The organism is Halorubrum sp. JWXQ-INN 858 (assembly GCF_009806985.1).
Taxonomy (GTDB): domain Archaea; phylum Halobacteriota; class Halobacteria; order Halobacteriales; family Haloferacaceae; genus Halorubrum.
In genome coordinates this window covers 355,404-374,942 of sequence record NZ_WUAX01000011.1, presented here as the reverse complement: position 1 = coordinate 374,942, position 19,539 = coordinate 355,404, and the positions used below count along the sequence as shown (strand labels likewise).

Below are 19,539 nucleotides of genomic sequence, written 5' to 3'. Positions count from 1 at the left end.
CGGGCCACTGCCCAGTCGTTCACCGATGGGAGCCGAGCGAGAACGCGACCGCGGCCAACAGGAGCGCGACCAGCGCCCCGAACGGGAGCCCGTCGATCCCGAGGCGGGCGACCCCGAGGACGACGACGACGGCGACGGCGGCGACCCCGACGCCGGCCCCCGCGTGGACGAGCTCCGCCCGGGCGGTGGCGGCCCCGTTGTCGGCACCGACCTGTCCGCCGAGCGAGACCGCGTTCTCCGCGGCGTCCCACGAGAGGACCGTCGCCGCCGTGGCGACAACCAGCGCCGTCGTCGAGGCCCCGCGGACGAACCCGGCGGCGAGCACCCCGAGGAACACCAGCCCGACGCCGGCGTCGACGACCCCCCGCGCCCATCGGAATCGCGCCGGGACGAGCGCGACGGCGAGCACCCAGAGCCCGAGGAGCCCGGGTAGCAACACGACCCGATGGGTCACCTGTGCCGGTCGTAGGACGGCGTCCACGAGCGCGACGGCGACGACGAGGGACCCACAGAGCGCGAGCCCCGCGCCGCCGAGGGCGACGACGGACCGCCCACGCAGCCACGCCCGACCGCCGAGCGCGACCATCCCGACCCCGACGGCCGTCGTGGCGACGATCCGCCGCTGGATCGCGGTTTCGGTGACGAGACCCGTCGCGAGGAGCCCGAACCCGAGCGCGAGGACGACGCCCGCGGACGTCGGCCGCCGAACGAACCGCTCCGGACCGCCCCCGTCCGGCGTCATTGGCCCCACCGCTCCACCGCGGCCACCCCGGCCAGCGCCGCGCCCAACGGCTCGGCCGGGTCCCAGTCGACGGCGGGGATCCCCGCGTTCCGGAGGGTCGTCAGCCGGTTCGAACGCTCGATCCGCACCAGCCGGCTTCCGGGGGTCCGATCGGTCGTGACGTCCGGGCTGACGACGGTGACCGGGACGCCGTCGCTCTCGAACCGCTGGGCGATCCGTGACCCCACGTCGTCACAGAGCGGGGTCAACAGGAACACCTGCGTGTCCGGCCCGATCGCCTGCCGCACCCGGGCGAGCCGCCGGTCGAGCGTCGCCGTCTCGCCGCCGGTCGCCCCGCTTCCGTGGCTCGTTTTGCCCCCGTCGCTCGCCGCACCACTCCCGTCGCTCGCCGCACCACTCCCGTCGCTCGCCACACCACTCCCGTCGCTCGCCACACCACTCCCGTCGCTCGCCGCACCACTCCCGTCGCTCGCCGCACCACCCCCATCAGCCGGCGGCGACCCCGCGAGGGTGGTCCCGCTCGCCAGCCGCCGGTGGAACCGGTCGGCGTGGTCGCGGCCGCTTCCCGGGGGGAGGAAGCCGTCTCCACGCCCCCTTCCTTCGCCCCCTTCGCCGCCGGCTGCCGAGCGCCCGAACGTGGCCACCCCGACGCGGTGGCTCGCCGCGAACAGCGCGTCGCCGATCCGTCCGGCGGCGTCGGCGGTGAGCGCGACCGCGTGCGGCTCGGTGGCGTCGCTCGCGAGGACGGCCTCGGGCCGTGCGTCCACGCAGATCAGGGCGTCCGCGTGTCGCTCCGTCCGGAACGACACGGCGGTGAGCTCGCCCGTCCGCGCGAACCGCCGCCAATCGATCCGGCTCGCGGGGTCCCCCCGCTCGTATCGGTCGACGGAGTGGAACTCGATCCCGCTCCCGCCGTCGTCGGTGGCGAGCGGGCCGACCCGGTGGCGGCTCCGGGCGCGCAGGGGGACCGTCGGGAGCCGCGAGGCGCACTCGACCGCGTCCGGCTCGGCGACCGTCGTCTGGACCTCGATCGCCCCGCTTGCGTCCCGACAGAGCACCGTCGCCGGTCCGAACCGGTGGCGGCCGGGCCGCGCCCGGAGCTCGTACCGGCACGTCGCCTCCCCGCCGGGACGCAGCGTCGTCGCCAGTCTTGGCGAGCCGTCCCGAACCGGGAGCATCGGCGGGACGCCGTCGACGACGCGGAGGTCGAACAGTGTCCTGTCGCCCTCGTTCCGGACCGTCGTCGAGACCGTCACGGGGTCGTCGGCCGACGGCGACCCCGGGTCGATCCTCCGCGTGACCGAGACCGTCGGGTCGGGTGCCGCGGTGGCGTGCGGGTAGGCGGCGAAGGCGACGCCGATCCCCGCGGCCAGAAGCAGCGCGGGGCGCTTCGCCAGCACGCCGACGGCCATCGCGAGGAGAGCGACGGCCACGACGCCCCGCCAGCGCCCCGTGAACCGGGTCGTGGTCGCGGAGCTGCTGGCGGACGTATCCGCCATCACGCGTCACCCCCGTCCGCCCGGCTCCGCTTCGGCGGGTCGCTTCGGCCCGCTCTCGGCGCGTTGCGTTGGCCCGCCCCGTTCGATTCCCGGCCCGTCCGCTCGATGGCGTCGACGGTCCGGCGGAACGCGTCGTCCCCACGGACCGCGTTCCGGAGGGTCAGCGCCGCCCGCCCCGTCCACCCGCCGGCGTGGTCCCGGTCGACGAGGTATCGGGCGGCGACGGGGTCGTCCGTCCACGTCCCTTCGGCGACCCGCTGCTCGGCCACGGCGCGCGAGCACCCCTCCGCGCGGGCCGTCGCGCGGACCGCCGCCCGTTCGAGACGGTCGCGACGGTCGTGACGGTCGTGACGGGCCGCAGTCTGTCGATCGCTGCGGAAACGAGCCGAAAACCTCGCCCCCCGGCGGTCCAGGTCCGCGCCCGGATACGGCCCCGATTCGACGCCCTCGACGACCGTCGGGGTCGCCTCGTCGATCCCCCGGACGCGACGCGACGCGGCGACGAGCCCGGAGAGCGCGACCGCGGCGACCCCGAGGACGGCCACGACCACGTAATCGCTCCCGAGCGTCTCGATCGCCGCACCGACGGCCGCCTCGACCGGGAGCCGCTCGGCCGTCCCCGGCACGAACGCGACGACGAGTCCGACGCCGAACACCGCGACCCCGACCGCGACGAGCGCCACACGGACGACTCGCGCGGCGGTCGCGAGCGCGCCCGTCACGGGTTACCTCCGCCGAGCCGACGGAGGCCCTCGCGGGCCCGATCGGCCTCCTCGGCGGCGGCGACGCCGCCGTAGTGGACGCGCTCGAACGCCGTGGCGATGGCCTCGACGGCCGCCTCGTCAAGCCCGCGGTCGCGGGCGAGCGCCCGACACTCGCCCGTGGTCGTCGTCTCGGGGTTCTCGAGTGCGAGCCGCCGGACCAGCGCGACCCACGCCCGATCGACGTCGGTCGACGGCTCGGTTCCGGGCCAGGCGTCGACCCGCGAGGAGGACCCGCCCGATCCGCTCGACCCATCCGACCCGTCCCGCGTTCCCGCCAGGAGCCGGGCGAGGAGCGCGCGCAGGCGGTCGCGGTACCGGTAGCCGAGCGCCACCGCCGCCACGAGGACGGCGAGCGGGAGGATCGCCCGAAGCACCGCGGCCAGGAGGGCGAGCAGGCGGTCGAACAACGTCGATTCCTCGGGGTCGGCGAGGCCACCGTCACCCCCCACGCCGCCCGGCCCCTCTTCGTCGCCGCCGTCGCCCGAACCGTCCTCGGGAGCGTCGCCACCGCCCGGTCGCTCTTCGGGCTCGTCGCCGCCATCCGGACCGCCGATCGGAGGACCGAGACCCGGGCCCGCGTCGCCGTCCTCTGGCGTCTCCGACCCCTCTCCGTCCCCCGTTTCCTCCTCTTCTTCGTCGACGTCGCCCATCTCCTCGAGGATGCCGGCGGCGTCGCCCTGGCCGATCGGAAGCCGGTCCCAGTCGGGGTTGATCGCGTCGTCCGGGTCGGTCGTCAGCGACGTGTCGAGGGTCGTCGAGGCGACGCCCAGCGCCGACACCGACAGCAGGGCGATCACCACGGGCATCGCTCGTCTCGGGTTCATCTCCCTCGGGACGATGCTCGGCGATCGGTCCGACCCGGGGATCGACCGTCGCTCGGACCCGGCGATCGACCGTCACTCGGACCGGGGGATCGACCGTCGCTCGGACCCGGCGATCGACGATCGGTCTGAGCCGGTCGGCGGTCGGGGGCGCGTTTCGGCCGTGGCTCGGCGGCGGCCCGCTGCATTCGGCGGAGCGAAGCGTGTCGCGGCCATAGTTATACGCGGCCTATCCGCCACACCCCGCTCGACTTCGCTCGCTCGCCCTTCGTCGCCCCGGCGGGTTCTACCGGTCGGTCGAGCGGCGTCCCGGACCGTCCTCGCCCGGGACCGGCCCGGTGCGGGCCGATACCGTCCGGTACGCTCCGGATACCGATCGGGTTGGCAACCCTTATCCTGCGGCCTCCGATACTCACGCCCATGTCAGTCACGTTGCCAGGGCCGACGCTCGGGGTCGTCGGCGGCGGACAGCTCGGCCGGATGCTCGCGGAGGCGGCCGCGCCGCTCGGCGTCGACGTCGTCGTCATGGACCCGACGCCGGACTGCCCGGCCGCGTCGGTCGCGCGCGACCAGATCGTCGCGGCGTTCGACGACCCGGCGGGGCTCGACGAGCTCGCCGCCCGCGTCGACGTCCTCACCTTCGAGATCGAGCTCGCGGACCCCGAGCTGCTGGCGGAGGCGAGCGCCGCCCACGACGTCCCGGTCCACCCGGATCCCGGGACGCTCGAGACGATCCAGGACAAGCTCGTGCAGAACGAGGCGCTCGCGGACGCGGGGGTGCCCGTCCCGGAGTTCGTTCCGGTCGCGACGGCCGACGGGCTCGAACGCGTCGTCGAGGAGTTCGGCGGGGCCATGCTGAAGGCGCGCCGCGGCGGCTACGACGGGCGCGGCAACGTCCCCGTCGCGGAGCCGGCGGACGCGGCGGCCGCGTTCGACGCGATCGGCGGCGACGCGATGGCCGAGCGGTTCGTCGACTTCGAGCGCGAGATCGCGGTGATGGGGCTGAAGGGGGCCGACGGGGAGACGCGGACGTACCCCGCCACGGAGACGCTCCACCGCGAGGAGATCCTCCGTGAGAGCGTGACGCCGGCCCGCGCGGACGACGCGGTCGTCGCGGCGGCGGAGGCGGTCGCGCGGGACGTCCTCGACCTGCTCGACGGGCGGGGCGTGTACGGGATCGAGCTGTTCGAGACGACCGACGGCGACGTGCTGGTCAACGAGATCGCCCCGCGGCCGCACAACTCGGGCCACTGGACGATCGAGGGCGCGCGGACCTCGCAGTTCGAGAACCACGTGCGCGCGGTGCTCGGCTGGCCGCTCGGCCCGACGGACCCCGTCGCGCCCGCGGTGACCGCCAACCTCCTCGGCGACGTCGAGGAGGCGGGACCGGCGACGCTCCGCGGCGTCGAGTCGGTGTTGGCCGCGCCCGATGCCGACCTGCACTGGTACGGGAAAGCCGACGTGCGCCCGCTCCGGAAGATGGGCCACCTCACGGTCACCGGACGCGGCGAGGACGACGCGGACGCCGACCGCGACGCGCTGCTGTCGCTCGCGCGGGAGCTGCGCGACGGCGTGACGTTCCGGGCGGCCTGACGGCAGGACGGTCCGGGCGGACTGACGAAGGCCCGACTGCGGGCCCCTCCGGTAGCTACTTACTCGTCGCTCCGGACCGGTAGCGTATGTCGGAGCGTTACGACGTCATCGTCGTCGGCGTGGGCGGAATGGGGAGCGCGGCGGCGTACCACCTCGCCGACCGCGGGCTCGACGTCCTCGGGTTGGAGCAGTACGACGTCCCCCACGACAAGGGCTCCTCGCACGGCGTGACGCGGATCATCCGCAAACCGCAGTACGAGGACCCGGCGTACGTCCCCCTCGTCGAGCGGGCCTACGAGCGGTGGCGCGACCTCGAGGCGTTCACCGGGCGGGACCTGCTGTACACCACGGGAGGGATCGACGCCGGCCCGCCGGACAGCGACGTGGTCCGCGGATCGATCGCGTCGTGTCGGGAGCACGACCTCGACCACGAGGTCCTCGACGCCGCCGCGGTGAACGAGCGCTTCCCGGGGTACGACCTGCCGGCGGACCACCGGGCGGTGTACCAGCCCGACGGCGGCTTCCTCGTCCCCGAGCAGTGTATCATCGCCCACGTCGAGGCCGCGCGGGCCGCGGGCGCGACGATCCGCGCCCGGGAGGCCGTCCGGGACCTCACGCCGCGGGGGTCCTCCGCCCTCGACGACTCCGAGGGCGCGGACGGGAGCGTCCGGGTGACGACGACGAAGGACACCTACGAGGCGGACCGCGTCGTCGTCACGGCGGGGGCGTGGGCCCCGAAGCTCCTCCCCGAGTTGGAGGGGATCGCGGTGCCGGAACGGCAGGTGCTCGCGTGGCTGCAGCCGCGGACCCCCGCCCGGTTCGAGCGCGACAGGTTCCCCGTCTTCGTCCACGAGACGGACGAGGGCCACTACTACGGGTTCCCGCGACACGACGTGCCCGGCTTCAAGTTCGGGAAGTTCAACCACCTCGGCGAGACGGTCGACCCGGACGCGATGGGCCGGGAGCCGCGCCCGCGCGACGAGCGGGTGCTCCGCGAGTACGCCGAGCGCTACTTCCCGGACGGCGCGGGCCCGACGACGAAGCTCGCGACCTGCACGTTCACGAACACCCCGGACGGGCACTTCGTGCTCGATCGGCTTCCGGACGAGCCGCGGATCACCGTCGGGGCCGGCTTCTCCGGACACGGCTTCAAGTTCGCGAGCGTCGTCGGCGAGGTGCTCGCGGACCTCGCCGTCGACGGCGACACCGACCACGACGTCGACCTGTTCCGGGCCGACCGGTTCGCGTAACGAACCCGTCGTCCCGGCTCTGTTGAAAGCCTCTGGAAGAGATATCTCGTGACTCGATTGCGGTCAATACAGGGGAGCCACGTATCGATGCCGAACGTTGACCTCGCCACAATACGTCAGCAACGGCGTCGACGAGCTGATCCGCGGTGAGAACGAATTCGAGGCAACGCACGACAGTTCGACCGAACACTAGCGAAGTGCCGTTTCTCACGGAGAACAGCGGTTCCGTCGTGTCCGGCCGCCTTTCCTCGCTCGCGCCGTACTCTGCCGACCGTCCCTCGGCCGCATCACATCCCGCAACTCCTTATAAGCCGCCGCCGAATCTCGGCGTATGCCCACGGTGCAGGACCTCATCGACCGACTCGAGGCGGAGGCCGAAGCGGACGCCGACCCGACGACGACACCCGACGTCGGGATCGTCATGGGGTCGGACTCGGACCTCCCGACCATGGCCGGCGCGTACGACGCGCTCGAGACGCTCGGCTTCGCGGAGCAGACCGACTTCGACGACGCTCCCGACGCGCGGTTCACCTACGAGAGCTACGTCGTCTCCGCACACCGCACGCCGGAACTCATGTACGCGTACGCGGAAACGGCGGCCGCCCGCGGCCTCGACGTCGTCATCGCGGGCGCGGGCGGGAAGTCGGCGGACCTCCCGAACATGACCGCGTCGATCGCGTACCCGATCCCGGTGATCGGCGTCCCGGTACAGGAGAAGTCCGTCGACTCGGTGATCGGCATGCCGACCGGCGCGCCGATCGTCGCCGTCGACGCCGGCAAGTCGTTCAACGCGGGGCTGTCGGCGGCCCAGGTGCTCGCGCGCGAACACGACTCGATCGAGGAGCGGCTCGTCGACTACCACGAGGGGTTAAAAGGCAGTGTCGCGGACGTCTCGGCGGACCTCCACGACCTCGGGATCGACGGGTTCCGCGAGAAACACGGCGGGTAGCCGGCCGGCCCCGTCGACGGCCCGCCCTGGTGTCCCGTCCGCCCGCCGGCGGATCCGGCCGGGTTCCCCGGTACCCCACGGGGTTTATCACCGAGTCACCAAGGGCGCACACCGACCGTGAAGGCGACGTTACGGGGGATCGACGACGGCGTGAACGAGCTCCGGCGCGACCCGCGGACCCCGGTCCTCGTCATGGTCGCCGTCGGCTGGTTCCTCTCGCTCGGCGTCCGACTCGTCTACCCCGCCGTCATCCCGCACCTCCGGACGGCGTACGGGATCACTCTCTCGACCGCCGGACTGCTCCTCACCGCGCTGTGGCTCGCGTACGCGCTCGGGCAGCTCCCCGGCGGGATCCTCGCCGACCGGTTCGGCGAACGGGCGGTGCTCGTGACGAGCACGTTCGTCTCCGGGGTCACCCTCGGGCTGGTCGTCGTCGCCGGGGTCGTCGAGCTCCTGTTCGCGGCGACCGTCCTGTTCGGGCTGAGCACCGCGCTGTACGGCGTCTCTCGCTTCACGATCCTCTCGAACGTCTACCCGGAGAACGACGGCACCGCGATCTCCATCACGATGGCGGCCGGCGACCTCGGAAACTCTCTGCTGCCGCCGTTCGCCGGCTTCCTCGCGGTCACGTTCGCCTGGCAGTTCGGCTTCGCGTTCGCGGTCCCGCTGTTCCTGCTCGCGGCCGTCGGGCTGTACCTCACCGTTCCGGCGGGTGCGGACGGCGAACGCGGGCAGCGCGACGACGACGCCGACGACGCCGACGGCCGTGTCGAGGGAGACGACCGCGGGCGGCTACCCCGCGCGCTCGACACGGCCCGTGAGGTCGGCCGCGGCCTCCGGAGCCGTCCCGTGATCGTTGTGACGGGGATCCAGACGCTCGCGTACTGCGCGTGGCAGGCGTTCACCGGGTTCTACCCGACGTACCTCATCGACGTGAAGGGGCTCGCGCCGACGACGGCGACGCTGCTGTTCGGCGGCTTCTTCGCGATGGGCGTCCTCGTGAAGCCGATCACCGGGCGGGGATACGACGTGTACGGGGTCCGGCGAACCCTCCCGACGGTGCTCGTCGTCGCCGGCGGCTCCCTCGCGGTGCTCCCGTTCGTGGGGTCGTTGCCGGGGCTCGTCGTCCTCACGCTGTTTCTCAGCAGCCTCCTCGGGTACGCGTCGGTGACGCTCCCGTACCTCACGAGCGCGCTGCCGACGGCGGTTCAGGGATCGGGGCTCGGCGTGCTCCGGACCGGCTACATGGTGATCGGCGCGGCGAGCCCGGTCGTCGCCGGAACGCTCGCGGACGCCGGCCGCTTCGACGAGGTGTTCCTGCTTCTGGCCGGGCTCGTCCTCGTCGCCGGCGTGTGCTGTGTGCTCCTCCCCCGAGCGTCGTCGACGTAGCTCCGGTCTCACGGTCGATCCGCCGGTCCGGCGGGCGCTTGCCCATTCGGCCGGCGCGTCGGCGCGCGCACACGAGAATCAACGCTTATGAGGGGGCGGTTCAAACCCCCGCACGTTACGGAGACCTATATGAGCGATTGGATAGCGATCGGCGCACTGGCGGCCGTCGGCCTGTTCATCCCGTTGGGGATGATGGTAGTGTCGGCGTTGATCCGCCCAAGCGTGCCGGAACAAGGCAAAAGTACCATCTACGAGTCCGGCGAGACCCCGACGGGCACGACGCGGATCCGGTTCAACATTCAGTACTACATGGTCGCGTTGCTGTTCGTCGTCTTCGACATCGAGACCGTGTTGCTGTTCCCGTGGGCCGTCATCTACCGGCCGGCACTGGAGCAGGGCGTCCCGATGTGGGACCTCCTGTGGCCGATGCTGGCGTTCGTCGGGATCCTCGCGGTCGGACTCGTCTGGGCGTGGCGGACGGGCGCGGTCAAGTGGACCAAAAGCCCCCGCGCGACCCGCAGAAAGACGGAGCGTGACGTGAACCAATGAGCAGCGAACAGCAACCCTTCATCACCGACGAATCGCGCGTGGTCACGAAGACCCGAGACAGCCGCATGGAAGGCCAGGGGGACCGGTTTAACTCCCGCCTGCGCGAGGCGTTCGGCTCCTCGCCGTTCATCCTCACCAAGTTCGACAAGTTCCTCAACTGGTGTCGCGGCTCCTCGATGTTCATGCTGCAGTTCGGGATCGCCTGCTGCAGCATCGAGATGATGCACACCTACGCGGTGAAACACGACCTCGACCGCTTCGGCTCCGGGGTCCCGCGCGCGTCGCCGCGGCAGGCCGACGTGATGATCGTCCCGGGGACGATCGTCTCGAAGTTCGCCCCGCGGATGAAGCGCGTCTACGACCAGATGCCCGAGCCGAAGTTCGTCGTCGGGATGGGGTCGTGTACCATCTCCGGCGGTCCCTTCCAGGAGGGGTACAACGTGATCAAGGGCGCGGAGGAGGTCATCCCGATGGACATCCACGTCCCGGGCTGTCCGCCCCGCCCCGAGGCGCTCGTGTACGGCGTCGTCAAGCTCCAGGAGCGCGTCGCCAACGGCGAGGCCGCCCCGGTGACGGTGAAGCCGTACGAGCTGGAACAGTTCTCGGACCTCGAACAGGACGAGCTCGTCGACACGCTCGTGGACCAGATCGACGAGGACGAACTCGTCATGCGATACAACTTCGCTGATTCGCCATGAGCCTCGAACCACTAGACTCCCCCGACGCCGACGTCGTCCCCGACCGGACGCCCGAGGAGCTGGAGGCGTTGCTCGGTGACCTGGTCGTCGGACGGGACGACCACCTGAACGCCCCCGGCTTCGTCATCCGACCGGACACGGTCCAGGAGACGCTCTCGACGCTGAAGTCCGAGGCGGGCTACGACCACCTCTCGGTCGTCACCGCCCAGGAGTACGAGAACCGGTACGAGTCGATCTACCACCTGAAGAAGTTCGACGACCCGACCCAGGAGGTCAGCGTCGTCGTCCCCGCCGACAAGGACCACCCGGTCTCGGAGTCGGCCGAACCCGTCTTCCGCACGGCCGACTGGCACGAGCGGGAGGCGTACGACCTCATCGGGATCGAGTACGACGGTCACCCGGACCTGCGTCGGATCCTGCTGCCGGAGACGTGGCAGGGGCACCCGCTGTCGCTGGATTACGACCAGAACCAGCCGCAGATCGCGTCGCTGCCCGCCCACGTCAACCCGATCCAGGAGCACCACAAGGACGCCGAGTCGGACACGATGTACCTCAACATCGGCCCGCACCACCCGGCGACACACGGCGTGCTCCACCTGAAGACGGTGCTCGACGGCGAGCAGGTCGTCGACGTCGAGTCCGACATCGGCTACCTCCACCGCTGTGAGGAGCAGATGGCCCAGAACGGAACCTACCGCCACCAGATCATGCCGTACCCCGACCGCTGGGACTACATCTCGGCGGGCCTGCTCAACGAGTGGGCGTACGCGCGTGCGGCGGAGGACCTCGCGGACATCGAGGTGCCCGAGTACGCACAGGTGATCCGCACGATGGGCGCGGAGATGTGCCGGATCGCCGCACACATGCTCGCGCTGGCGACGTTCGCGCTCGACGTGAACGGGGACTTCACGGCGACGTTCATGTACGCGATCAACGACCGCGAGCGCGTCCAGAAGCTGCTCGAGGACCTCACGGGCCAGCGGCTGATGTTCAACTACTTCCGGCTCGGCGGCGTCGTCTGGGACCTGCCGGAGCCGCGCGAGGAGTTCTTCTCGAACACCCGCGACTTCCTCGACCAGCTGCCCGGCTCCGTCGAGGAGTACCACGACCTCATCACCTCGAACGAGATCTTCCAGATGCGGACGATCGACACGGGGATCCTCCCGCCGGAGGTCGCGAAGAACTACGGGGCGACCGGTCCCGTCGCCCGCGGCTCCGGCGTCGACTACGACCTGCGCCGCGACGACCCCTACGGCTACTACGACGAGCTGGAGTGGGACGTCATCACCGAGGACGGCTGTGACAACTACAGCCGCCTGCTCGTCCGGATGCAGGAGGTCGAGGAGTCCGCGAAGATCATCGGCCAGTGTATCGATCTCCTCGAGGACTGGCCCGAGGAGGAGCGGAACATCCAGGCGAACGTGCCGCGCACGCTCCGCCCCGACGACGACGCGGAGATCTACCGCGCCGTCGAGGCGGCGAAAGGCGAGCTCGGGATCTACATCCGCTCGGACGGGACGGACAAGCCCGGCCGGTTCAAGATCCGGTCGCCCTGCTTCTCGAACCTCCAGACGCTACCCGAGATGGCGAACGGCGAGTACATCCCCGACGTGATCGCCGCGTTAGGGAGCCTCGACATCGTGCTCGGGGAGGTGGACCGCTGATGTCGGCGGCCCCGGCACAGCTGTTCCCCGAGTTCATCGCCGAGACGCTCGGGCTCCCCGGCGTGGCCGGCGAGGTCGTCGCCGCGCTGATCGCGGCGTTCGTCGTCGGCAACATCGTGCTGGCGTTCACGGGCGTCGCGGGCCCGTGGGCGAAGCGGAAGATCACCGCGGCGTTCACGGACCGGGTCGCGGTCGACCGCGTCGGGCCGTTCGGGCTGCTCATCATCCCGGCGTCCGCGGTGCAGCTGCTCGCGAAGGAGCTCATCGTCCCCGAGGGCGTCGACCGCCCGACGTGGGACCTCGCGCCGATCGTGTTGCCCGCGTCCGCGCTGCTCGGCTTCGCGGTCATCCCGATGGGCCACCTCGGCCCGGTGAACCTCCAGCTCGCCGACCCCGAGGTCGGGTTGGCGCTGGTGTTCGCGTTCGCCTCCATCGCCTCGGTGTCGCTGGTGATGGCGGGCTACGCGTCGAACAACAAGTACTCGATGCTCGGCGGGCTGCGCGCGGTCGCACAGAACCTCGCCTACGAGATCCCGCTCATCGTGACGGCGATGTCCGTCGTCATCTTCGCGGGGACGCTCCAGATGAGCGGCATCGTCTCCGCCCAGCAGGAGGTGCTGTTCACCGTCGGCGGCTTCGACGTTCCCGCGTGGTACGCGCTCGTGAACCCGTTCGCGTTCGTGCTGTTCCTCACGGCGAACATGGCGGAGATCGGGCGGAACCCGTTCGACATCCCCGAGGCGCCGACTGAGATCGTCGCGGGGTACCAGACGGAGTACTCCTCGTCGTACTTCGTGCTGTTTTACCTCGGCGAGTTCGTCCACATCTTCCTCGGCGGGGCGATCCTCGCCGTGACGTTCCTCGGCGGCGCGGCCGGCCCCGGACCGGAGAGCATCGGGTTCGTCTGGTTCGTGGTGAAGATATGGGCGTTCTTCCTGTTCACGCAGTGGTGCCGCTCGGCGCTGCCCCGCGTCCGTATCGACCAGCTCATCGAGATCGGCTGGAAGGGAATGCTGGTGCTGTCGTTCGCGAACCTGGTCCTCACGGCGGTGCTCGTGGGGGTGATTGTGTAATGATCGGACTCATGAAATCGATGGCGACGACGATGAAGCACGCGCTCGACGGGAAGACCTTCACGGTGAAGTACCCTGAGGAGGCCCCCGACGTGAGCCCGCGCTTCCGCGGCGTCCACAAGTTCAGTCAGGAGCGGTGTATCTGGTGTCGACAGTGCGAGAACGTCTGTCCGAACGACACGATCCAGATCGTTCAGGACGACCAGCGAAACGGCGAGCAGTACAACCTCCACATCGGACAGTGTATCTACTGTCGGCTGTGTGAGGAGGTCTGCCCCGTCGACGCGATCCTGTTGACCCAGAACTTCGAGTTCACCGCGGACACGAAGGACGACTTCGTGTACAACAAAGAACAGCTCAAGAACGTCCCGTGGTACAAGGGTATCGACCCGTTGGAGTCCCGTAATCCCGACCGCAGCGCGTGGATCGGCGAGGGCGACGGCGAGGTCGACTACCAGTAGCGGGCCGTCTCGAAATCTTCAAAGGGCTTCTCAAAGGAGACAGATACAATGGTTTATGAAACCATCGCGTTCGCGCTGTTCGCCGCGGTGACGTTGGCGTTCAGTGTGGGCGTCGTCTTAGCGCGCGACGTGTTCCACGCCGCGCTGCTTTTAGGCGGTGCCCTGACGAGCGTCGCGGTGCACTACGTGATGTTGCAGGCGGAGTTCTTGGCCGCCATGCAGATCCTCGTCTACGTGGGCGGGGTTCTCATTCTCGTCACGTTCGCCGTGATGCTCACGCGATCGGAACGGAACACGGAGGTGAGTAGTCTATGAGTGACACGGGCGGTTCAAGCCGGATCGTTCCGGCGCTCGCGGTCGGGGCGCTGTTCGCCCTGATGGCGGTGACCGCGATAACGGCGGAGTTCGGGGAGGCGGCGGGCTTCCCCGAGGGCGAGTCGGTCGTCCACAACATCGGGTACGCCCTGTTCAACCTCGGCGACCACGGCGTCGCGACGATCCCCTCCGAAGGGTTCCTCGCGGCGTTCCTGATCGTCGCGGTCGCGCTCGACGTCGCCGTCGACGGCGCCATTTACCTCGCGAAGCGCGAGGAGGAGGGCTCCATCGTCTCGGCGGTCGGTTCGGCGTTTACCGACGGCGGGCGTAGAGGGGGTGAGCGGTAATGGTGCCGCCGGAGTGGTACCTGCTGTTGTCTGCCGCCATCTTCTGTATCGGGCTGTTCGGCGTCCTCACGCGGCGGGACGCGCTGTACTTCCTCATGAGCGTCGAGCTCATGATGAACGCCGCGAACATCAACCTCGTCGCGTTCGCGCTGTACTACGGCGACCTGACGGGACAGGTGTTCGCGCTGTTCGTCATCGCGCTGGCGGCCGCGGAGGTCGCGATCGGGATCGGTATCATCCTCGTGTTGTATCGTAACTTCGGTGAAACGGACGTGACTGTTCCAAGGGAGATGAGGTGGTAAGATGACGTTACTCGATATCACGGAGGCGGGACGATGGTAGACGCGTTCGCGTACGTGCCGGCCATCGTGCTGTTGCCGTTCTTCTCGTTCCTGGTGGCGCTCGGTGCCGGAAAGTACCTGCCGAAGGGCGGCGCGTTCGGCGGCATCGCCGCGACGGCGGGGTCGTTCCTGCTGTCGCTGTGGGTCGCCGCCACGGTGCTCGGCGGCCGCACGTACAACGAGACGATCTACACGTGGGCGGGCGGCGACCAGTTCGAACTGACGTTCGGGCTGCTCATCGACCCGCTGTCGGCGCTCATGCTCGTCATCGTGACGCTCATCGCGCTGCTCGTGCACGTCTTCTCGCTGGGGTACATGAACGACGAGGGCGAGACGGGGCTCCCGCGCTACTACGCCGGGCTCGGCCTCTTTACCGCCTCCATGCTCGGGTTCGTCGTCGCCGACAACCTGCTCATGGCGTTCATGTTCTTCGAGCTGGTCGGGCTCTGCTCGTACCTGCTCATCGGCTTCCACTTCCGGCAGCCGGGGCCGCCGTCGGCGGCGAAGAAGGCGTTCCTCGTCACCCGCTTCGGTGACTACTTCTTCCTCGTCGGCCTCGTCGCGGTGTTCGCGACGTTCGGCACGGCGCAGTTCGCCGGGCCGGAGTCGTTCCCCGCGCTCGCCGAACAGGCGCTGAACGGGAGCTTCGACGCGTGGACGCCGCTCGGCCTCGGCGTCGAGCAGTGGTTCACGATCGTCGGGCTGCTCGTGCTCGGCGGCGCGGTCGGCAAGTCCGCGCAGTTCCCGCTGCACACGTGGCTCCCGGACGCGATGGAGGGCCCGACGCCGGTCTCCGCGCTCATCCACGCGGCGACGATGGTCGCGGCCGGCGTCTACCTCGTCGCCCGGATGTTCGGCTTCTACGCGCTGACCCCGACGACGCTCGCGATCATCGCGTTCGTCGGCGGGTTCACGGCGCTGTTCGCCGCGACGATGGGCGTCGTGAAAGAGGAGCTGAAGCAGGTGCTCGCCTACTCCACCATCTCGCAGTACGGCTACATGATGCTCGCGCTCGGCGCGGGCTCGTACGTGGCCGCGACGTTCCACCTGCTGACGCACGCCTTCTTCAAGGCGCTGCTGTTCCTCGGTGCCGGCGCGGTCATCATCGCGATGCACCACAACGAAAACATGTGGGACATGGGCGGGCTGAAATCGAAGATGCCCGTGACCTACTGGACGTTCCTCGCGGGGTCGCTCGCGCTCGCGGGCATCTTCCCGTTCTCGGGCTTCTGGTCGAAAGACGAGATCCTCTATGAAGCGTTCATCCACGGCCTGAGCGATCCGCTCCTGCTCGGCGGCTGGATCATGGGGCTGCTCGCGGTGCCCGTGACCGCCTTCTACACGTTCCGCATGGTCTTTTTGACCTTCCACGGCGAGCCGCGCTCGGAGACGGCGCGTGACCCGCACGCGGTGCGGTGGAACGTGAAGGGGCCGCTGACCGTGCTCGGCTCGCTGGCGGTCGTCGCCGGCTTCGTCAACATGGTGCCGGTCCAGAAGCTGCTCGGGATCGAGGGGATCGACTTCCTCACCCAGTGGCTCGACAACGACTTCGGCGGGATCGACGGCGTGAGCTACTCGCACTACAACGACCTGCTCGCGACGTACGCCGGCTACGAGGCCGGCGAGATCGCCGGCAGCGCGGAGACGACGCTGATCGTCGCGGCCGGGCTCTCGCTCGGGCTCGCCGTCCTCGGCGTGCTCGTCGCGTGGAAGCTCTACGACGTCCCGGAGCCGACCGAACACACGGCGAAGCTCGGCGGCGCGAAGGACGTGCTGTACAACAACTACTACCAGGACGAGGTGCAGGTGTGGCTCGCCTACCGGACGGAGGACGTCGCGGGCGGCGCGGACACCTTCGATCAAGGGATCATCGACGGCGTCGTCAACGGGATCTCCTCGGTGAGCCTCGCCGTCGGTGACCGGGTCCGCCGGATCCAGACCGGCGTCGTCTCACAGTACGCAGCCATGCTCACCCTCGGGCTGGTGGTGCTGATACTCGTCCTCGGCGTTACCGGGGGGTGGTTCCTATGATACTCGAAGCACTGATCGCGTTCACGTTCGCGAGCGCGCTGGTCGTCCTGCTCGCTCCGAACGAGTGGGCCGGACGGCTCGCGTTCGCGCTCAGTCTGGTTCCCTTCGTCGGGAGCCTCTACCTGTGGTCACAGTTCGAGGCGGGTGGTAACGCCCTCACGGGCGGCACCATCGCCTTCGAGACGCGCATCGAATGGCTGGAGGTCGGCGGCCGGTCGGTGTCCTGGTTCGTCGGGCTGGACGGCATCAGCCTCCCGCTCGTCGTGCTCACGACGTTCCTCGTGCCGCTGGCGATCGTCAGCGCGTGGACGCCGATCGACACGCGACAGAGCCAGTTCTACGGGCTCATGCTGTTCATGCAGGCGAACCTGATCGGCGTCTTCACGGCGCTCGACTTCTTCCTCTGGTTCGTCTTCTGGGAGGCCGTCCTCGTGCCGATGTACTTCCTCATCGGTATCTGGGGCGGCCCCCGCCGGAAGTACGCCGCGATCAAGTTCTTCGTCTACACGAACGCGGCGTCGCTCGTCATGTTCATCGGGTTCATGGCGCTCGTCTTCGGGCTCGGTGACTCGGTGAGCTCCTTCGCGCTGCCGGAGATCACCCAGGCGATCGCGGCCGGCGAGCTCGGCAGCTGGTTCGGGATCGCGCCCGGGACGCTCGCGATGATCGCGTTCCTCGCGATGTTCTTCGGGTTCGCCGTGAAGGTGCCCGTCGTCCCGGTTCACACGTGGCTGCCCGACGCTCACGTCGAGGCACCGACGCCGGTGTCGGTCATGCTGGCTGGCGTCCTCCTGAAGATGGGGACGTACGCGCTGCTCCGATTCAACTTCACGATGCTGCCCGAGCAGGCGTCCGCGCTCGCGGTCCCGATCGCCGTCATCGCGGTGATCAGCGTGATCTACGGCGCGATGCTGGCGCTGGCACAGCAGGACCTCAAGCGCATCGTCGCGTACTCCTCCGTCTCCTCGATGGGCTACGTCATCCTCGGGCTGGTCGTGTTCACCGAGTACGGCGTGGGCGGCGCGACGTTCCAGATGGTCGCACACGGCCTCATCTCGGGGCTGATGTTCATGGCCGTCGGCGTCGTCTACAACGCGACGCACACGCGGATGGTCGGCGACATGGCCGGCATGGCCGACCGGATGCCCGTCGCGGTGGGGATCCTCGTCGCCGGCGCGTTCGCGTACATGGGCCTGCCGCTGATGGCCGGCTTCGCGGGCGAGTTCTTCATCTTCGTCGGCGCGTTCGGTGCCGACGCGGCGCTCCCGTACGCGCCCGTCTTCACCGCGCTGGCGATGTTCGGTATCGTGATCGTCGCCGGCTACCTGCTGTCGGCGATGCAGAAGACGCTGTTCGGGCCGTTCCGGCTCGAAACCGACTACGAGGTCGGCCGTGCGCCCGTTCACGACGTCGCGCCGCTCGCGGTGCTGCTCGCGGCGATCATCGTGCTCGGCGTCGCGCCCGACCTGTTCTTCGAGATGATCCGTGATGCTGTCGGCCCCGTGGTAGAGGGGGTGACCGTCGATGGTTGAACAGCTCCCCGAGTGGGCCGCGCTGGCCCCGGCACTGACGCTGGCGTTCACCGGGCTGGCGCTGCTGTTGGTTGACACGATTCGGCCCGAAGCGCGGTCGAACACGTCGATGGCCGTCACGAGCGCGCTCGGCGCGCTCGCGTCGCTCGGCTTCACCGTCTGGTTCGTCGTCGCGGGCACCGGCCACGCCGACACCGGCGGCGCGATCTACCTGTTCGCGGACGCGATCAAGGTCGACACGATGGCGCTGTTCTTCACCGCCATCTTCGCCTCGGTGACGGCGCTCGTCGTCGTCGCGGCACACGACTACTTCCACGACCACGAGAGCCCGGCGGAGTTCTACTCGCTGGTCATGTTCGCGGCGACCGGGATGTCGCTGCTCGCGGTCGCCAACTCGCTGGCGATCGTGTTCGTCGCCTTGGAGATGGCGTCGCTGCCCTCGTACGCGCTGGTCGCGTTCCTGAAACGCGACCGCGGCAGCGTCGAGGCCGGCCTGAAGTACTTCCTCGTCGGGGCGGTCTCCTCGGCGATCTTCGTCTTCGGCATCTCGCTCGTGTACGCCGCGACCGGCTCGCTGATCCTCGGCGACGTCGCCGAGGGCATCGCGAACCTCGACGGCCTCACGGGCGTCGCCGGCCTCGGGATCGTGATGATGATCGGCGGGGTCGCGTTCAAGACCGCCTCCGTCCCGTTCCACTTCTGGGCCCCGGAGGCGTACGAGGGCGCGCCCGCTCCCGTGAGCGCGTTCCTCTCGTCGGCGTCGAAGGCCGCCGGCTTCGTGGTCGCGTTCCGCGTGTTCACCGAGGCGTTCCCCGTCGGGGCGTCGCTGTCGGCGGGCATCGACTGGGTGCTCGCGTTCGGGATCCTCGCGGTCGTGACGATGACGCTCGGTAACTTCGCGGCCGTCGTGCAGCCGAACGTCAAGCGGATGTTGGCGTACTCGTCGGTCGGCCACGCCGGCTACGCGCTGATCGGGCTCGCCGCCCTGTCGGCGGGCAGTGCCGGCAACAGCTCCGTGATGGGTGCCGCGATGGCGCACCTGCTCGTCTACGGGTTCATGAACACCGGCGCGTTCCTCTTCGTCGCGATGGCGGAGCGATGGGGCGTCGGACGGACGTTCGAGGACTACGCGGGGTTAGCGAAGCGCGCGCCGATCGCCTGTACGGCGATGGCCGTGTTCATGTTCTCGCTGGCCGGGCTGCCGCCCTTCGCCGGGTTCTTCTCGAAGTACTTCCTGTTCATGGGCGCGATCGACAACGGCTTCGTCTGGCTGGCGGCGATCGGCGCGATCAACAGCGTCATCTCGCTGTACTACTACAGCCGGGTCGTCAAGGCGATGTTCCTCGATGACCCGTCGACGCCGACCGCGCTCGACACGCTCGACGTCAAGCCGACGGCGCTGTACGCGGCGGTCGTCTTCGCCGCGGTCGGCACCGTCCTGCTGCTGCCCGGCTTCGGTCCCGTCATCGAGACGGCCGAGGCGGCCGCGTCCGCGCTGTTCTAACGCGGCCCCGGGCGGTT

19 protein-coding genes are annotated in these 19,539 nt (G+C 69.8%); 15 read left to right on the top strand and 4 right to left on the bottom strand.

Annotated elements, in window-relative coordinates:
* Positions 1–19: 19 nt before the first annotated feature.
* Genes GRS48_RS10650 through GRS48_RS10635 form a run of 4 tightly spaced genes read right to left on the bottom strand, consistent with a single transcriptional unit; the run spans position 20 to position 3,829 of the window.
* Positions 20–742, bottom strand: a complete 723-nt coding sequence (locus tag GRS48_RS10650; RefSeq protein ID WP_159486253.1) for a hypothetical protein — start codon at positions 740–742, stop codon at positions 20–22.
* Positions 739–2,241: a DUF58 domain-containing protein gene (locus GRS48_RS10645; RefSeq protein ID WP_159486251.1), complete on the bottom strand. Its 1,503-nt coding sequence runs from the start codon at positions 2,239–2,241 to the stop codon at positions 739–741. The genes GRS48_RS10650 and GRS48_RS10645 overlap by 4 nt, the downstream gene beginning before the upstream one ends.
* Positions 2,241–2,963, bottom strand: coding sequence for a hypothetical protein (locus GRS48_RS10640; RefSeq protein WP_159486249.1), 723 nt, complete (start codon positions 2,961–2,963; stop codon positions 2,241–2,243). Before GRS48_RS10640 ends, GRS48_RS10645 begins: the two co-directional genes overlap by 1 nt.
* Complete coding sequence (locus GRS48_RS10635; RefSeq protein WP_159486247.1) at positions 2,960–3,829, bottom strand: DUF4129 domain-containing protein; 870 nt, start codon at positions 3,827–3,829, stop codon at positions 2,960–2,962. The genes GRS48_RS10640 and GRS48_RS10635 overlap by 4 nt, the downstream gene beginning before the upstream one ends.
* A 417-nt stretch (positions 3,830–4,246) precedes the next feature.
* Here GRS48_RS10635 and purK point away from each other — a divergent pair, with 417 nt between their 5' ends.
* The 15 genes from purK (at position 4,247) to GRS48_RS10560 (ending at position 19,522) form a co-directional block, all read left to right on the top strand.
* A complete protein-coding gene (gene purK, locus GRS48_RS10630; RefSeq protein WP_159486245.1) occupies positions 4,247–5,419 on the top strand; it encodes a 5-(carboxyamino)imidazole ribonucleotide synthase in 1,173 nt (390 codons plus the stop codon).
* Positions 5,420–5,505: 86 nt separating this feature from the next.
* A complete protein-coding gene (gene solA, locus GRS48_RS10625; RefSeq protein ID WP_159486243.1) occupies positions 5,506–6,669 on the top strand; it encodes an N-methyl-L-tryptophan oxidase in 1,164 nt (387 codons plus the stop codon).
* A gap of 331 nt (positions 6,670–7,000) precedes the next feature.
* Positions 7,001–7,618 carry a 5-(carboxyamino)imidazole ribonucleotide mutase gene (gene purE / locus GRS48_RS10620; RefSeq protein ID WP_159486241.1) on the top strand — a complete coding sequence of 206 codons (618 nt, stop codon included), beginning with the start codon at positions 7,001–7,003 and terminating at the stop codon, positions 7,616–7,618.
* Positions 7,619–7,810: 192 nt separating this feature from the next.
* Positions 7,811–9,007: an MFS transporter gene (locus GRS48_RS10615; protein WP_159486466.1), complete on the top strand. Its 1,197-nt coding sequence runs from the start codon at positions 7,811–7,813 to the stop codon at positions 9,005–9,007.
* Positions 9,008–9,136: 129 nt separating this feature from the next.
* A complete protein-coding gene (locus tag GRS48_RS10610) occupies positions 9,137–9,556 on the top strand; it encodes an NADH-quinone oxidoreductase subunit A (protein WP_159486239.1) in 420 nt (139 codons plus the stop codon).
* On the top strand, positions 9,553–10,254 hold the full coding sequence (locus GRS48_RS10605) for an NADH-quinone oxidoreductase subunit B (RefSeq protein WP_159486237.1): 702 nt from the start codon (positions 9,553–9,555) through the stop codon (positions 10,252–10,254). Before GRS48_RS10610 ends, GRS48_RS10605 begins: the two co-directional genes overlap by 4 nt.
* Positions 10,251–11,918 carry an NADH-quinone oxidoreductase subunit D gene (locus GRS48_RS10600; RefSeq protein ID WP_159486235.1) on the top strand — a complete coding sequence of 556 codons (1,668 nt, stop codon included), beginning with the start codon at positions 10,251–10,253 and terminating at the stop codon, positions 11,916–11,918. The genes GRS48_RS10605 and GRS48_RS10600 overlap by 4 nt, the downstream gene beginning before the upstream one ends.
* Positions 11,918–12,991 carry a complex I subunit 1 family protein gene (locus tag GRS48_RS10595; RefSeq protein WP_159486233.1) on the top strand — a complete coding sequence of 358 codons (1,074 nt, stop codon included), beginning with the start codon at positions 11,918–11,920 and terminating at the stop codon, positions 12,989–12,991. The genes GRS48_RS10600 and GRS48_RS10595 overlap by 1 nt, the downstream gene beginning before the upstream one ends.
* The gene (locus tag GRS48_RS10590) at positions 12,991–13,452 is read left to right on the top strand and encodes an NADH-quinone oxidoreductase subunit I (protein WP_159486231.1); all 462 of its coding nucleotides are present in this window, start codon (positions 12,991–12,993) and stop codon (positions 13,450–13,452) included. Before GRS48_RS10595 ends, GRS48_RS10590 begins: the two co-directional genes overlap by 1 nt.
* Positions 13,453–13,500: 48 nt before the next feature.
* A complete protein-coding gene (locus tag GRS48_RS10585; RefSeq protein ID WP_159486229.1) occupies positions 13,501–13,767 on the top strand; it encodes an NADH-quinone oxidoreductase subunit J in 267 nt (88 codons plus the stop codon).
* On the top strand, positions 13,764–14,114 hold the full coding sequence (locus GRS48_RS10580) for a hypothetical protein (protein ID WP_159486227.1): 351 nt from the start codon (positions 13,764–13,766) through the stop codon (positions 14,112–14,114). Before GRS48_RS10585 ends, GRS48_RS10580 begins: the two co-directional genes overlap by 4 nt.
* Entirely contained in the window at positions 14,114–14,416 is a 303-nt protein-coding gene (nuoK, locus tag GRS48_RS10575; RefSeq protein ID WP_159486225.1) for an NADH-quinone oxidoreductase subunit NuoK, read from the top strand. The genes GRS48_RS10580 and nuoK overlap by 1 nt, the downstream gene beginning before the upstream one ends.
* A gap of 33 nt (positions 14,417–14,449) precedes the next feature.
* Positions 14,450–16,486, top strand: coding sequence for an NADH-quinone oxidoreductase subunit L (gene nuoL / locus GRS48_RS10570; RefSeq protein ID WP_159486223.1), 2,037 nt, complete (start codon positions 14,450–14,452; stop codon positions 16,484–16,486).
* Positions 16,483–18,018 (top strand): NuoM family protein, encoded by a 1,536-nt coding sequence (locus GRS48_RS10565; protein WP_159486221.1) that lies wholly within the window; start codon positions 16,483–16,485, stop codon positions 18,016–18,018. The genes nuoL and GRS48_RS10565 overlap by 4 nt, the downstream gene beginning before the upstream one ends.
* The gene (locus GRS48_RS10560; protein ID WP_159486219.1) at positions 18,011–19,522 is read left to right on the top strand and encodes an NADH-quinone oxidoreductase subunit N; all 1,512 of its coding nucleotides are present in this window, start codon (positions 18,011–18,013) and stop codon (positions 19,520–19,522) included. Before GRS48_RS10565 ends, GRS48_RS10560 begins: the two co-directional genes overlap by 8 nt.
* Positions 19,523–19,539 lie beyond the last annotated feature (17 nt).

What these genes read in the sequence shown, in the direction of transcription:
- GRS48_RS10650 (WP_159486253.1), bottom strand. Translation starts at nt 742, where the DNA reads ATGACGCCGGACGGGGGCGGTCCGGAGCGGTTCGTTCGGCGGCCGACG.
- GRS48_RS10645 (WP_159486251.1), bottom strand. Translation starts at nt 2,241, where the DNA reads ATGGCGGATACGTCCGCCAGCAGCTCCGCGACCACGACCCGGTTCACG.
- GRS48_RS10635 (WP_159486247.1), bottom strand. Translation starts at nt 3,829, where the DNA reads ATGAACCCGAGACGAGCGATGCCCGTGGTGATCGCCCTGCTGTCGGTG.
- purK (WP_159486245.1), top strand. Translation starts at nt 4,247, where the DNA reads ATGTCAGTCACGTTGCCAGGGCCGACGCTCGGGGTCGTCGGCGGCGGA.
- solA (WP_159486243.1), top strand. Translation starts at nt 5,506, where the DNA reads ATGTCGGAGCGTTACGACGTCATCGTCGTCGGCGTGGGCGGAATGGGG.
- purE (WP_159486241.1), top strand. Translation starts at nt 7,001, where the DNA reads ATGCCCACGGTGCAGGACCTCATCGACCGACTCGAGGCGGAGGCCGAA.
- GRS48_RS10615 (WP_159486466.1), top strand. Translation starts at nt 7,811, where the DNA reads ATGGTCGCCGTCGGCTGGTTCCTCTCGCTCGGCGTCCGACTCGTCTAC.
- GRS48_RS10610 (WP_159486239.1), top strand. Translation starts at nt 9,137, where the DNA reads ATGAGCGATTGGATAGCGATCGGCGCACTGGCGGCCGTCGGCCTGTTC.
- GRS48_RS10605 (WP_159486237.1), top strand. Translation starts at nt 9,553, where the DNA reads ATGAGCAGCGAACAGCAACCCTTCATCACCGACGAATCGCGCGTGGTC.
- GRS48_RS10600 (WP_159486235.1), top strand. Translation starts at nt 10,251, where the DNA reads ATGAGCCTCGAACCACTAGACTCCCCCGACGCCGACGTCGTCCCCGAC.
- GRS48_RS10595 (WP_159486233.1), top strand. Translation starts at nt 11,918, where the DNA reads ATGTCGGCGGCCCCGGCACAGCTGTTCCCCGAGTTCATCGCCGAGACG.
- GRS48_RS10590 (WP_159486231.1), top strand. Translation starts at nt 12,991, where the DNA reads ATGATCGGACTCATGAAATCGATGGCGACGACGATGAAGCACGCGCTC.
- GRS48_RS10585 (WP_159486229.1), top strand. Translation starts at nt 13,501, where the DNA reads ATGGTTTATGAAACCATCGCGTTCGCGCTGTTCGCCGCGGTGACGTTG.
- GRS48_RS10580 (WP_159486227.1), top strand. Translation starts at nt 13,764, where the DNA reads ATGAGTGACACGGGCGGTTCAAGCCGGATCGTTCCGGCGCTCGCGGTC.
- nuoK (WP_159486225.1), top strand. Translation starts at nt 14,114, where the DNA reads ATGGTGCCGCCGGAGTGGTACCTGCTGTTGTCTGCCGCCATCTTCTGT.
- nuoL (WP_159486223.1), top strand. Translation starts at nt 14,450, where the DNA reads ATGGTAGACGCGTTCGCGTACGTGCCGGCCATCGTGCTGTTGCCGTTC.
- GRS48_RS10565 (WP_159486221.1), top strand. Translation starts at nt 16,483, where the DNA reads ATGATACTCGAAGCACTGATCGCGTTCACGTTCGCGAGCGCGCTGGTC.
- GRS48_RS10560 (WP_159486219.1), top strand. Translation starts at nt 18,011, where the DNA reads ATGGTTGAACAGCTCCCCGAGTGGGCCGCGCTGGCCCCGGCACTGACG.